This is a genomic window from Hymenobacter gummosus (genome assembly GCF_003970915.1).
In the GTDB taxonomy this organism is placed as follows: domain Bacteria; phylum Bacteroidota; class Bacteroidia; order Cytophagales; family Hymenobacteraceae; genus Solirubrum; species Solirubrum gummosum.
The window spans coordinates 97,798-109,555 of sequence record NZ_RXOF01000019.1; the positions used below are offsets into that span (position 1 = coordinate 97,798).

The 11,758-nt window shown below is 62.5% G+C and carries 14 protein-coding genes and 1 tRNA gene; 6 read left to right on the plus strand and 9 right to left on the minus strand.

Going from position 1 to position 11,758, the window contains the following annotated elements; genetic code table 11:
- Nucleotides 1-14: 14 nt before the first annotated feature.
- Both EJV47_RS24620 and EJV47_RS24625 read right to left on the minus strand, forming a co-directional pair.
- On the minus strand, nucleotides 15-1,334 hold the full coding sequence (locus EJV47_RS24620) for a sensor histidine kinase (protein ID WP_126695870.1): 1,320 nt from the start codon (nucleotides 1,332-1,334) through the stop codon (nucleotides 15-17).
- The gene (locus EJV47_RS24625; RefSeq protein ID WP_126695871.1) at nucleotides 1,331-2,029 is read right to left on the minus strand and encodes a response regulator transcription factor; all 699 of its coding nucleotides are present in this window, start codon (nucleotides 2,027-2,029) and stop codon (nucleotides 1,331-1,333) included. Before EJV47_RS24625 ends, EJV47_RS24620 begins: the two co-directional genes overlap by 4 nt.
- A 674-nt stretch (nucleotides 2,030-2,703) precedes the next feature.
- Between EJV47_RS24625 and EJV47_RS24630 the strand changes: the two genes are divergently transcribed.
- Nucleotides 2,704-2,776: transfer RNA gene (locus tag EJV47_RS24630), tRNA-Thr, on the plus strand.
- A 308-nt stretch (nucleotides 2,777-3,084) separates the two neighbouring features.
- Here the strand turns inward: EJV47_RS24630 and EJV47_RS24635 are convergent.
- The 4 genes from EJV47_RS24635 to EJV47_RS24650 all read right to left on the minus strand — a co-directional run bounded on the left by EJV47_RS24635 (nucleotide 3,085) and on the right by EJV47_RS24650 (nucleotide 5,026).
- Nucleotides 3,085-3,465, minus strand: a complete 381-nt coding sequence (locus EJV47_RS24635; protein WP_126695872.1) for a hypothetical protein — start codon at nucleotides 3,463-3,465, stop codon at nucleotides 3,085-3,087.
- A gap of 98 nt (nucleotides 3,466-3,563) precedes the next feature.
- Complete coding sequence (locus tag EJV47_RS24640; protein WP_243651307.1) at nucleotides 3,564-3,989, minus strand: hypothetical protein; 426 nt, start codon at nucleotides 3,987-3,989, stop codon at nucleotides 3,564-3,566.
- Nucleotides 3,990-4,079: 90 nt separating this feature from the next.
- Nucleotides 4,080-4,481, minus strand: a complete 402-nt coding sequence (locus EJV47_RS24645; RefSeq protein ID WP_126695873.1) for a SpoIIAA family protein — start codon at nucleotides 4,479-4,481, stop codon at nucleotides 4,080-4,082.
- Between the two features lie 101 nt (nucleotides 4,482-4,582).
- Entirely contained in the window at nucleotides 4,583-5,026 is a 444-nt protein-coding gene (locus EJV47_RS24650) for a hypothetical protein (RefSeq protein ID WP_126695874.1), read from the minus strand.
- A gap of 139 nt (nucleotides 5,027-5,165) precedes the next feature.
- Between EJV47_RS24650 and EJV47_RS24655 the strand changes: the two genes are divergently transcribed.
- Nucleotides 5,166-5,543 (plus strand): winged helix-turn-helix transcriptional regulator, encoded by a 378-nt coding sequence (locus EJV47_RS24655; RefSeq protein WP_126695875.1) that lies wholly within the window; start codon nucleotides 5,166-5,168, stop codon nucleotides 5,541-5,543.
- A 1,082-nt stretch (nucleotides 5,544-6,625) separates the two neighbouring features.
- On the opposite strand, the gene EJV47_RS28270 is transcribed toward EJV47_RS24655, so the two are convergent.
- Complete coding sequence (locus EJV47_RS28270; protein WP_165903918.1) at nucleotides 6,626-6,787, minus strand: hypothetical protein; 162 nt, start codon at nucleotides 6,785-6,787, stop codon at nucleotides 6,626-6,628.
- Nucleotides 6,788-7,279: 492 nt separating this feature from the next.
- Nucleotides 7,280-7,471, minus strand: coding sequence for a hypothetical protein (locus EJV47_RS24665; RefSeq protein ID WP_126695876.1), 192 nt, complete (start codon nucleotides 7,469-7,471; stop codon nucleotides 7,280-7,282).
- Between the two features lie 457 nt (nucleotides 7,472-7,928).
- Here EJV47_RS24665 and EJV47_RS24670 point away from each other — a divergent pair, with 457 nt between their 5' ends.
- Complete coding sequence (locus tag EJV47_RS24670; protein WP_126695877.1) at nucleotides 7,929-8,345, plus strand: hypothetical protein; 417 nt, start codon at nucleotides 7,929-7,931, stop codon at nucleotides 8,343-8,345.
- 378 nt (nucleotides 8,346-8,723) lie between these two features.
- Here EJV47_RS24670 and EJV47_RS24675 read toward each other — a convergent pair whose 3' ends face one another.
- Entirely contained in the window at nucleotides 8,724-9,092 is a 369-nt protein-coding gene (locus EJV47_RS24675; RefSeq protein ID WP_126695878.1) for a 4-fold beta flower protein, read from the minus strand.
- Nucleotides 9,093-9,327: 235 nt separating this feature from the next.
- Here EJV47_RS24675 and EJV47_RS24680 point away from each other — a divergent pair, with 235 nt between their 5' ends.
- The 3 genes from EJV47_RS24680 (at nucleotide 9,328) to EJV47_RS24690 (ending at nucleotide 11,651) form a co-directional block, all read left to right on the plus strand.
- The gene (locus EJV47_RS24680; RefSeq protein ID WP_126695879.1) at nucleotides 9,328-10,551 is read left to right on the plus strand and encodes a hypothetical protein; all 1,224 of its coding nucleotides are present in this window, start codon (nucleotides 9,328-9,330) and stop codon (nucleotides 10,549-10,551) included.
- Nucleotides 10,552-10,663: 112 nt separating this feature from the next.
- Nucleotides 10,664-11,341: an HD domain-containing protein gene (locus tag EJV47_RS24685; protein WP_126695880.1), complete on the plus strand. Its 678-nt coding sequence runs from the start codon at nucleotides 10,664-10,666 to the stop codon at nucleotides 11,339-11,341.
- Nucleotides 11,342-11,441: 100 nt separating this feature from the next.
- Nucleotides 11,442-11,651, plus strand: coding sequence for a hypothetical protein (locus tag EJV47_RS24690; protein ID WP_126695881.1), 210 nt, complete (start codon nucleotides 11,442-11,444; stop codon nucleotides 11,649-11,651).
- The last annotated feature ends 107 nt before the right edge of the window (nucleotides 11,652-11,758 follow it).

The following is an 11,758-nucleotide window of genomic DNA, read 5'->3' on the forward strand; positions in this document are numbered from 1 at the left end:
GGTACGGCCGGCGGCTACTGCGGCGGCGGCAGCGTCAGGGTAAACGTGGTGCCGGCCTCATCGGAGGCGGGCTCGATGCCGATGCCGTGAAACTGCGTGACCGAGCGCACCACCGCCAGGCCTAGCCCGTAGCCCTCCACCCGGCCGTCGTCGAAGCGGCGGAACCGCTCGAACAGGTGCGGCAGCTGCTCGGCCGGGATGGGGCGGCCGGTGTTGTGGATGCGGAGCTGATAGCTGCCGTCGGGCTGCGCCGCGCCGCGCACGGTTATCGTGCCCTCCGGGTGGTTGTACTTGATGGCGTTGCTAATCAGGTTGAAAAACAGCGCAAACAGCAGCGTGCGGTTGGCCGGCGCCAGCGCGGGCGTGCCCTCCAGCTGCTGCGTCAGCGTGATGTGCCGGTCGACGAGGCGGTCCTCCAGCTCCTCCACCACCTCGCGCAGCAGCTCGCGCACGTCCACGCGGTCGGGACGGGCAAACTGGGCGTTTTCGATGCGCGAAATCAGCAGCAGGGTGCGCAGCGTGGCCGTCAGCCGCTGCAGGGTTTTCTGGGAGGTGACGAGCTGGGTTTCGGCTTCCTCGGGCAGGTTTTCGGCCTGCAGCATGTTCTCGAAGCGGTTTTGCAGGATGCTGATGGGCGTCAGCAGCTCGTGCGAGACGTTGGCAATAAACTGCCGCTCCTGCTCAAACACCGACCGGATTTTGAGCAGCATCTGCTGAATCGACTCGTCGAGGTAGCGAAAATCCCAAGTGTTGGTGCTGAGCGGGGGCTGGGGCGGCGGCGTGGGGCCCTGCACCGCCCGCAGCCGGTGCACAATCAGGTCGAAGGGCCGCAGCAGGTGGTTGATGACGCCCAGCTCCAGCAGCAGGGTGGTCAGCACCGCAAAGGCCAGGGCGTAGGCCGCGAAGCTGCGCAAGAGCCCGTACACGTCCTCCACCGACTCCATGCTCTTGCCGATTTCCAGGGTGTAGGGCTGCCCCTCGTGCACGAAGGAAGCCCGCAGCACCCGAAAATCCACCAGCTGCCCCTGCCGCAGGCGCGGCAGCGTGGCAATGGTATCGGCGCCTCCTGGGTGCAGGCGGCGGCCGCGGCGCAAATCGATGAATTCGTCCTGCAGCAAATCGTAGTGCAGGCGCTGGTCCTGGGTGGTCAGGAAGGAACCCACGCCCACCCGCTCGATGCGCTGACGTACCTGGTGCAGCTCGTTGCGCAGGCGGGCTTCGGTGTGGCGCAGGGCAAACAGCTTGATGGCCCAGGGCAGGGCCAGCAGCAGCACCCCGGCCATGAGGCACTTGGAGAGGGTGGTCAGCAGTACCAGCTGCTGCTGCAGCCTCACGCCTCCTGGGCCGTTTTGATGCGGTAGCCCACCCCGCGCACCGTCTCAATCCAGTCGCCGGAATCGTAGGGCGCCAGCTTCTTACGGATGTTCTTCACGTGCACGTCGATGAAGTTCGAGTCCCTATCGTCGCTGTCGCTGATCATGCTGCCCCAGATATGCTCGCTGAGCTGCAGGCGCGTAAGTACCTTGTGGCGGTGCAGCAGCAGGTAGTGCAAGAGGTCAAACTCCTTTTTGGTGAGCGTCACCTCTTGCTCGCCGTGGTAGCGCAGCGTCCGGTCGCTCACGTTCAGCACGAAGGGGCCGAAGCCAAGCGTGTCCTGGGTCACGCCGTGCTTGCGCCGCACGATGGCCTGCATCCGCGACACCAGTTCCAGCAGCGAGTACGGCTTGGCCAGGTAGTCGTCGGCCCCGAGGTCCAGGCCCTTGATGCGGTCATCCACGGTGCCGCGGGCCGAAAGAATGATGATGCTGGCCTGCTGGTTGCGTTCCTTGCGCGCTTCGGCCAGCAGCTGCAGCCCGTCCTGGTCGGGCAGGCCAAGGTCGAGCAGCACGAAATCGTATTCGTTCACGAAGAGCTTTTCGGAGGCCTCGCGGCCGGTACGGGCGAAGTCGCAGTGAAACCGCTCGTTGTGCAGGTACAGGCCCAGCTCTCGGGCCAGGGCCTTGTCGTCTTCGATAATCAGGACGTTCATGTGGGAGCAGCAGAACAGGTAGAAGGAACAATGGGCAATTACGGGCATTCGCGCCGCAATGGCCGCTCCAGGCCGGCAGGGGCTGTTATTTCACTGCCCGAAAACCGCTGAGGCCGGACAAAAAACTGAACCCGCCGCCAAAGGCTGCCGGGCGGCCCGGGGGCCGATAAGCAGTCGGGGCCGGACCTCGACTGCACTCATCGGCGGTGACAAACTTCCTGGCAGGGCCGTGAAGGGATTATGAACGCCCGCCTGCTGGCTCAGGGGCAAAAACCGGCTTGCTTTGGCGTACTCAAACCCAACGCGCGGGGCCGTGCCGCCCGCCGGGGCCCTCATCGGCACAGCCGACGAACACCCGATAGCAAAGCCGCCCAACCCCGCGCCGGGGAGCCAAGCAGACGGCCGCGTGATGACCAACCTCGCAACGTCCGGTCTGGTTGGGGCCAGCTAGGCCGTATCCCCGGTCCGCAACATGGTCCCGGCAGCATGAAGTGCAGGTGAAGTGAGGCCAGCCCTCTGAACTGGCCAGATGTTGGAATCCACCGCTCGAATGCCGGGCCTGACATGCCCCGCAAAGCCCCGCTGCGCCGCCACGGAGCCAGCTATGTGCAAGGATAAATGCCCCGCTGTGTTGCGCAAGTGCCGTCGAAACGCTAGGTTTGCGCCAGCATTACGCCTCCTTAGCTCAGCTGGTAGAGCAACTGACTTGTAATCAGTAGGTCGCTGGTTCGATCCCGGCAGGGGGCTCAGATGTCACAAACGCCACTGTAAATCAAGTATTTACAGTGGCGTTTTTTCGTCTGTGCCCGCGTGGGGCAATTCATAACTGCATTAGCACGTCAGCGCGTGCAGAAACTTGTGGTAGTAGCCGCCCTTTGTGGGCGAGAGAAGGGTGACTGGGTGGTTACGTCCTCTTGGATAGGAAGCCTCGGTGTGGGACCGGGGCTTTCTTGTTGTCAGGCCACAGAAAACGACGAAAGCCCGGGCGTTAAGCCGGGCTTTCTTGTTCTGACCAGCACACTGGTTACTCTAGCAAGTACGGGGCAAAAGAGCACCTATTTCAGCAGCTCCGCCTGTTGACGCAGTACATCGCGGGCAATGGCCAGGTTGGTGTCGCGGGCGTTGACAGCCAGGTAAATGAACTTTTTGCCGCCTTCCAGCAGGTTGATCAGGTGCAATTGGTTGGTCAGGGAGATGAGGATGTCGTCAATCTGCTCGCCCTGCAACTTGAGCGCGGCCATGGCTTTCTGTTTTTGCTTGACCACTTCGGTGTTGTAGGCCGCAGCCGTGTCCGGATCGAACGCGGGCGAATTGGAGTGCGAAGCTAGCGTCATGCCGGACTGCGTGTCGACGATGGCCACGGCCAACAGTTGGGGCAGATCAGCAAGAATGTTTTGCACGGCTTTGCCGGCAGCGTTAGAGGCAGAGTATGCCATAGGAGAAAAGTAACATGTGGGAAACGGGGTGCAATAGGCAAGGCGTGGCTTCGGGACTAGTCTGGAAGCCGAGGTGCGCTGTGGAGATGGGGCGTTGGCTAAACCAGGGATTCCTGGCGCAGCACCGCGCGGGCCAGGGCCAGGTTCGTGTCATCAGTGCTGACCGCCACGTACAGAAAGCGGCTCCCGTCGGCAGACACGCGCAGCAGGTGCACTTGTTCGCGCAGCGACACCAGGATGTCTTCGATCCGCTCCCCGGGCAAGCCCAACGCGCACAACGCCCGCTGCTGCTGACGGATGACTTCGGCGTTGCAGGCGGCGGCCCGCTCGGGCTGCAATCCGGTACGGCCAAAGCTGGCCAGCGGGCGGCCACTGGCTAAATCAACCACGGCGGCGGCGAGCAACTCGGGTATCTCGGCCCGGACCCGGGCCAGCGAGGCGGCCGCGGCTTGCCCCCGGGCGTCGTTGACTGCAGGGGCCTTGAGCAATGAAAAAGGCCTGGTGAGAAGCAAGGGAATGGCCATTGAGAAGGAACACGTGAGGTCGTGGGTACTTTAACCCGACTGGTTCCAGAGCAGTTATTAAAAACAACCTACCTCGAGGTAAGTGCTTCGCTACGCCTGGTACAACCACTGGCGCGCGTCTTCCTCCTGCTGGAAGTACGCGAAGTGCAACGGACCCGTCGAGCCGGTACTAACAGCCCGTGCCGCTAACCAGCTCCCGGCGTCTGGACTTTCCAAGATGGCGCAGTGGCTGTGGATGCATTGGGCCAGGGCCGCGGGTATCCATTGCTCGACGATCCAACCCTGCTCGTGTTCGGGCAGGGGACGCCGCCGCTGGTCAGTGAGCAAGCGGCAGGTATCGTAATGCTTGAGCGCCTGCAACGTGTGTGCGTACAGCGACTGCATCAGATCGGGTTCAATCGCCGCATCGGTCCAGGTCAGGCACACGAAGCCGAGTAAGTCGTAAGAAATGCTTCCCAGAGGATTGCTGTAGTAGTGGTGAAAGGCAGGCATACACGCGCGGCGGCACGCGCCGCCGAAAGAGGAATGCGCCGGGCGGGCCGGCGGGTTAGCGTGGGGTACCCACAACAGCGGGGGCCAACGGTGGGAAGGAGCTAAGGCCGTTGCTCGGCCCATTGCCTAGCATCCTCCACGGTTGTGAACAGTTCCATGCGCAGGGTGGGCGTGCCGAGCAGCGAAGTGGCCAAGGCGGACTGAATGGTGTCGCGCAGGATGCTGAGCGGCGGCAATACTACGCCCATGGACTGCACGCCTAGCAAAGCCAGGTGGGGCAGCCACTCCTGGTACAACCAGAGCAGGTCGGCCGGCGTCGGCACGCCGAATACAGCTAGGTCGCTGATCCATGTACGTACCTGCAACGGACTGGCTAAGCGCAAGGCCACTTGCAGCAGGTGGCGCAGCTGGTCACTGTTGGGGGATGTGTGCCAACGTACCTCAAGCGTGGCAATGTCCGGATGGTAGTTGATTTCGCCAAAGGGCAGGTGCAGCAACCGGTCCATGGAGGGGAGGCGGCAGGAATCGGGTGGGGAGAAGCGCATGTAGGGCAAGGGGAGGCCCGGCGAGATGGTGAAAAGGGCATTTTCAGGCGCTGCCTGTGTACAGGCACATCCACTCAGCACCGAACCTACGTAGTTTTGCCTCGCCTTGGCTCCCGAATTCACCTACCTTGAGGTAAGTATGCCCGCTTCTCGACTTCTCATCACGCCGCGGTGTCCGGTACGTACCGCACTCGAATTGCTCAGCGGCAAATGGCGGCTGCTGCTGTTGCAGCAAGTGGCAACCGGAGCGGCCCGCTACGGCGAGTTGCGGCAAAGCCTGCCCGACATCAGCGAAAAGGTGTTGGCCCACGAACTGAAGTTCCTGGTGGATGCCGGCCTGCTCACGCGCCAGGATGCTCCAGAAGGGCTGGTCCGTAGTTTGTATGCCCTCACGGCGCTGGGCGAGCAGACGCAGCCCGTCACGCAGGCCTTGGCTAGGTTTGGATTGGCGTACAACGCCGAGGTAGCATTGGAGCCATCCCGCGAGAGGGCAGCGGACGCGAATGCGCGTCCATGAAGGTTGCGTTTTAGGAGCAAGCCTTGGTTGCAGGCAGGGTTGTTGGCATGGTGGCCGCGGCGGTATTCCCTGCCGCCAGCCATTTGATCCGAAAGCCCCGGAGTCCTGCGTTGGGGGTTTTAGTTCGCGTGCGGAGGTGTTAGATGGTGGTTTGCTAAATTGCCATCAACATTAGTAACTGCCCGATGCCCGTCCGCCTCTTCCTGCACTCCAAGACCTACACCGATGGCCGCCGCGCCGTGTACCCGGACGCACGCTGGGGCCAGGGCGAAGCTGCTGGCCAGCCCGATACCAGTCGGCTGCGCACCAGCACCGGGCAGAGCTGCTTACCTGAAAACTGGGATGCCGCCAAGGAGCGCGTCAAAAGTGCTGAGCCGGGCTACCTGATAGAAGAATCGCAAAATCGGGGAGGCCCGCCTCAAAGCCAAGCGGGCCATCGAGCAGGCCGAGCTGAACGCCGAGCCCCTGACGACGGCCACCTTGCGGGCCCAACTCAAGCCTGCGCCGGAAGGTACTGTTGCTGATGCCCACCAGGCCACCACGCCGGCGGCCGTGCGCACCCTGGCCGATGTGTACGCAGACTGGAAAACGGCCTACCGGGCCCGCCTGGCCAGCAAGACGTTGAGCACTCCGCAAGGGCTAATGTCAACTAAAAAGCCCCGATTGTGGCTGCGGCCGGGGCTTCGTGCACGGATGAAACCCGCATCGTCAGCAATGACAGGTTAAGACACCCAACGACCAGGCGCTGGGCCCCGTGACGCCAGCGGATGCGCAATGGGCGCACGTGCTGCTCGACTCGTTACGCACCCAGTGCATGGTGGACCGTTTCGCACTGCTGCCCTCCCCAGAGCTCGAAAACCAGCGACTGTTGTTGCCCCTGGTGCTGAACGGAGCCGCCACACCCATGCACATGCGTCGGTTCTCTGCGGTGGTTCAGGCCTGCCGTTGGGCCTTGCACGCTAACGCTTAGCGTCGGCAGTCCTCGGCAATGAAAAGCCCCGACCGTGGCTTCGGCCGGGGCGTCGGATGCGGATGGAACCCACGTCGTCTGCAAAGACAGGCAAGTATACGGCGGGTGGTGCTCAACAGGTCAGCGCGTGAAGAAATGCAGCGTAGTAGCCGGCAATGCGCTCGGCCCGGTCCAGCCCGTTGACGGTGCGCCGGGCCTGCACCGGGTCGGCCTGGAGCGGGGTGAAGTAACGGCTCAGCTTCTTAGTTTGCGGCACTTCTTTGCGTTGGTGCAAGAACAACGGTGGCCAGCTGAGGTATTCGGGGAGCATAAGCCATGCTCCATTATGAATTATGGAGAATAGAGTGGGTTAACCCCTGCCGACAGAAGCGACTTGGCGGTATTGCACCTGGCCGTTTGGAGAAAGGCCATAAAGCACATCAATGGTACGCCGATCCGCCTGGTAAAACCATATAGTGCTTTGTTGCCGGGCACGGTTATTGGCACAACGGCCGTGGCGGTTTCCCTGCCGCCAGCCATTTGTTCCGAAAGCCCCGGCGCGCTGCGTTGGGGTTTTTAGTTTACCTTCTGCTCGCTACGCACCTACCACTGTAGAGGGCGAGGCCGGCGGTGTATCTTTAAGCAAAGCACGGCTGGCTGTCCGGTCAACGCATCGTCCTGGAAATACGAAGCCCCCGGCAGTTCTCACCTGCCGGGGGCTTCTGGAAGAGGGCAGCGTCATGGCTACCGCCCGGGGTTCTGCAGACCGTACGGGCCGGCGTTACGGCTACTTAGTGGGGAGCTGTAGCCGGAGCGCGGCCAAATCTTCGGCCGTAAAGCCATACAGCAGCTGCGCGTCCAGCGCATCGAGGCCGTGAGCCATGGCCGTCAGCGCCCGCCGTGCCTGGGCGAGTTGTTTGGGGGTGAGCCGTTCGGCCAGCGGGGCCACCGTCGAGGCTGGTACGTGGTCGACATTCATGGCGGAAGTAAGCTAAGGGAGAAGGTTCAATTGGTGCCGTACAGGAATTGTGCCGACTACGAAAACCAGCTAGCAGAGGCTCCTGGAGCCGATTTAGGGCGCACAGGAGCGTCCCATTATGGACCGCCAGTCCCGCTTTGGGAGGGTGTCCAACGGCCGTTTACGGGACCTTTTATCGGGCAGGTTGCTGCTGGCTAGGCCGTGGCTGCGCTGGCGTCGGCAAACCAGGTACATGAACCCAGAACCGGCCACGGCAGCCCACGAACGCTGCAGCCCGAGATGGTCACTCTTAAAACAAGGACCGTGCGGACCTCGCCCGATAAAAAGCCCGCAGTCCGGTCGGTACGGAGTGCTTTTTGGCGGCCTTCCGCAGCAGACGCGGGACCGTTGGCAGGGGGGAGGCTTGCCAAAAAAATTAGTGGGTGCTAATTTGGCTGAAAATTTTAGCCTGGTAAGTATGGGAACCACGAAGAAAGCCCCGCGCTATATCATAGCTGACGAGCAGCAGAACCCTAAAGAAACGGTCATGGCGGTGACGGCCGAGGAACTGCTGCCGGAACTGGACGATTCGCTTTGTAGCTGCTGCGGCGAGCCGCTAGCCTGGCACGAGGCTGCTTGTGTCGAGCCGGCAGCCATTAGCGTGGCCGCCGAGCCGGCTCCTGCGCTGCTAGGCGGTGCGGCCGCGGCGGCCTACGCTTACCAGGTGGGCCAGCCCGTGCAGCCGGCCTTTGCGCTGCGGGCCCACAAAATCATCTGGCGCGGGCAGCTCAAGGAGCGGCACCCGCGTACGGGTTGGGTGCACCGCATCAACGTCTACCGGCTCGACGACGGGCACTGGGATTGTTACCGCGAAGACGAGTTGCAGGCCGCGTAAAAAAACTGCTCCTTCCGCCGTGGTAGCAGAAGGAGCAAAGCATTGGATGAACCCGAAACGGCGGCTTAAGCCGGCAGATGGGCCGAAGTCTCAGCGGGAAGCTGTGCTGCCGTCAGCATCAGGGCCAGGGCCAGCAGTGGAAGAGAGCAAGAGGTGGTCATGGGCGGTAGGAGCTTTTGTGTACACAAAACTCGCGGATCCACACGAGGCTTTCCAGGAAGCTACCCCTGGTGCTGTGACTAGCTGTTTTATATTTAAAATGTAACTATCCTTCTGGTTAGTGACTGAATGCGTCAATAGAAGCACTGTATGCGGTGTGAGCCTGACTAAAATATGTCCCTTTGTGACAAGCCCTTTGGCTCGCACCGGCTGCCGCTACTACTGCTGGAAGTAGCCCGGGCCCGATAGCGCCGACCAGTCCGGCTTGCGGCCGCGGCGGGCCGGCCGGGCCGCTTTGGCGGGTGGGCGCACGGCCCGCCGAACCGGGCGGGGCCATAGCGCCGCGGAAGGGGCCTGCACCGGCGGGCGCAGGGGACGGCCGCTGGCATTGTCGGCAAACAGGGCCGGGTGGCCGGTGCGGTCCAGCACCCAGCCATTATCGACCCAGCCCAGGTAGCGGCCCTGGGGCGTGTAGAGCAGGCCGTTGTCGAACCAGGCGGCCAGGGTGCCGTCGGGCAGGTAAACAGCCAGGCACAGGTCATCGGCGTACGCTACGGGGGCGCCGGAGTAATCATACAGCGGAATCATCACGAGCGGGCGGTTAACGGGCGAATGCCCGATTAACGAAAGTCCCGGCCCGGCGGATTGGGGCTAAAAACCAAAACGCCCCGCCGACCGAAGTCGACGAGGCGCGAAAGAATAGTTTTGGTGCCCGCAAGATAGGCAAAGGATTTGATTCGGGCCCGGAGCCGCACCAAAAAAGTATCCCCGCGGTTTTGCGTTATTTCGCGCTTTGCCCGTTTTACCGTACTGCGCTTTTCGCATGCAGCTTATCGAAGTCAGCACCCCGGCCCTGGCCCGCGAGTTTCTGGAGTTTCCGCCCCGCGTCATCTACCGCCACGATCCGAACTACATCCGGCCGCTCGACCAGGATATCGACGCGGTGTTCGATCCGGCCAAAAACAAGCTGCTGCAGAAAGGCGAGTGTACCCGCTGGCTACTGCAGGACGAGCGCGGCCAAACCATCGGCCGCATTGCCGCCTTTTTCAACCGCGAAACGGCCTTCCCGGCCGAGAAACTGCCCGTTTCGGCTGAGGGCGAAACCAAACCTGCCAAGGAAGACTTTGCCCGCGGCATCGGCGGCGTCGGGTTTTTCGACTGTATCAACGACCAGGCGGCGGCGGCCCGCCTCTTCGACGCGGCCCGCGACTGGCTGGCGGCCCGGGGCCTGGAAGGCATGGACGGCCCCATTAACTTCGGCGACCGGGACCGGTTCTGGGGCGTGGTGACGGAGAATTTCGGCTCGCCCATCTACGGAGCTGCCTACAACCCGCCGTACTACGCGGAGCTGTTCCGCCAGTACGGCTTCGAGACGTTCTACAAGCAGATTACTTACTACCGCACCGTGGCGGCGCAGTTGCACCCGGCCGTGCAGGCCCGGGCCGAGCGCATTGCCAATGACCCGAACTACAGCTTCCGGCACATGCGCAAGAAGGACTGGCGCAAGTACGCCGAGGACTTCCGCATCATCTACAACAAGGCCTGGGTGAAGCACGAGGGCGTAAAGCCCATGTCGGAGGAAACCTCGGTGAAGCTGATGAAGAGCATGCTCGATATCCTGGATGAGCGCATCATCTGGTTCGGCTACTACGACGGCCAGCCGATTTCCTTCTACATCAACCTGCCCGAAATCAACGAAATCCTGAAGCGTTTCAACGGCAAGCTGGGCTGGTGGCAGAAGCTGCAGTTCAAGTACCACCAGCTGCGCGGCACCATCAAGACCATGTTCGGGGTGGTGTTCGGGGTGGTGCCCGAGCAGCAGCGCAAGGGCGTGGAAGCGGCCATGGTGTACGCTTCCTCCCTGCTCATTCAGAAGCCCGGCGCCGTGCCCTACCAGCAGACGGTGATGAACTGGATCGGCGACTTCAACCCCAAGATGATGACCGTGACCAAGCTGGTGGGCGGGGAGCCGTGGCGGGAGCACCAGACCCTGCGCTACTACTTCGACCGCACCCGGGAATTCCAGCGCCACCCGGTTATCGATTAAGAAATTCCTGCCGGGGGGCGGCGTACAGGTTATCAGCCAGATACCGCCCGCCGTTTCCGTTTCGAAGCAAAAGCCGCGGCTGCGTTTGCCGCGGCTTTTGCATTTTTGCCCCATGACCCCCGCTGCTGCCCCCGATCTGATTGCCCGCACCGCTGCCTTCGTGGAAGAGAAATTCACCGGCGAAGGCGCCGGTCACGACTGGGCCCACATTCGCCGGGTGTGGCTCGGCGCCCGCGCCCTGGCCCGGGCCGAAGGCGCCGATGCCACCGTCACCGAGCTGGCCGCTCTCTTGCACGACATTGCCGACTGGAAATTCCACCACGGCGACGAGGAAGCCGGCCCCCGCGCCGCCCGGGCCTGGCTGCTGAGTCTGGGTGCCGACGAAGCCTTAATTGCCCGGGTGGAGGATATCATCCGCGAAGTTTCGTTCAAGGGCGCCGGCGTAGCCACGCCCGTCAGCTCCCTGGAAGGCGCCTGCGTGCAGGATGCCGACCGCCTCGACGCCATTGGGGCCATCGGGGTGGCGCGGGCCTTTGCCTACGGCGGCCACAAGGGCCGCGCCCTGCACGACCCGCAGCAGCCGCCGGTGCAGCACGGCACCTTTGCCGAGTACAAATCCAACGGCGGCCCGACCATCAACCACTTCTACGAGAAGCTGCTGCACCTGCGCGAGCGGCTGCACACCGCCGCGGCCCGCCGCGTGGCCGACGAGCGGCACCAGTTTATGGAAGCGTTTCTGGCGCAGTTTCTGAAAGAGTGGGAGGGAAGCGACCTGCAGCCGGCGGGCTGATCGGTTTTATCCAATCCGGCCGGCACGAAAGCGGGCATTTTTGCGTTGTTTTACCAGCAAGATGAAAACTGAAAACTCCTTGTTTCGCCGCGTTTGGCTCTTGCCGGTCCTGCTGCTGATGGTGCTGGCCAGCTGCCGCACTTGCCCCATTGCCTCCTGTCACGTGCGCAAGGTGCATTTGCACGGTACGCAGAAGTACCGGGGCCAGCCGCTGTGGAAAAAACAGAACCCGGCCATCGGCGAAAAAATCAAAGTGCACCGCGAATCAGAGAGCGAGAAACGTAACGACCGCAGCAAGTCAAAACCTTGATTTAGCTAGGAAAAACGGCCTTTTTTCGGTATCTTGCCCACTTAAATCCTACTTCACACCCGGTGTCTGCGGCCCTCGTTTGGGCGGCCGCGGGCCTTTCGTTTTGA

Excerpts from the sequence above, each read along its gene's own strand:
- EJV47_RS24625 (WP_126695871.1), bottom strand. The coding sequence starts at position 2,029 with ATGAACGTCCTGATTATCGAAGACGACAAGGCCCTGGCCCGAGAGCTG.
- EJV47_RS24635 (WP_126695872.1), bottom strand. The coding sequence starts at position 3,465 with ATGGCATACTCTGCCTCTAACGCTGCCGGCAAAGCCGTGCAAAACATT.
- EJV47_RS24640 (WP_243651307.1), bottom strand. The coding sequence starts at position 3,989 with ATGGCCATTCCCTTGCTTCTCACCAGGCCTTTTTCATTGCTCAAGGCC.
- EJV47_RS24645 (WP_126695873.1), bottom strand. The coding sequence starts at position 4,481 with ATGCCTGCCTTTCACCACTACTACAGCAATCCTCTGGGAAGCATTTCT.
- EJV47_RS24650 (WP_126695874.1), bottom strand. The coding sequence starts at position 5,026 with ATGCGCTTCTCCCCACCCGATTCCTGCCGCCTCCCCTCCATGGACCGG.
- EJV47_RS24655 (WP_126695875.1), top strand. The coding sequence starts at position 5,166 with ATGCCCGCTTCTCGACTTCTCATCACGCCGCGGTGTCCGGTACGTACC.
- EJV47_RS24665 (WP_126695876.1), bottom strand. The coding sequence starts at position 7,471 with ATGAATGTCGACCACGTACCAGCCTCGACGGTGGCCCCGCTGGCCGAA.
- EJV47_RS24670 (WP_126695877.1), top strand. The coding sequence starts at position 7,929 with ATGGGAACCACGAAGAAAGCCCCGCGCTATATCATAGCTGACGAGCAG.
- EJV47_RS24675 (WP_126695878.1), bottom strand. The coding sequence starts at position 9,092 with ATGATTCCGCTGTATGATTACTCCGGCGCCCCCGTAGCGTACGCCGAT.
- EJV47_RS24680 (WP_126695879.1), top strand. The coding sequence starts at position 9,328 with ATGCAGCTTATCGAAGTCAGCACCCCGGCCCTGGCCCGCGAGTTTCTG.
- EJV47_RS24685 (WP_126695880.1), top strand. The coding sequence starts at position 10,664 with ATGACCCCCGCTGCTGCCCCCGATCTGATTGCCCGCACCGCTGCCTTC.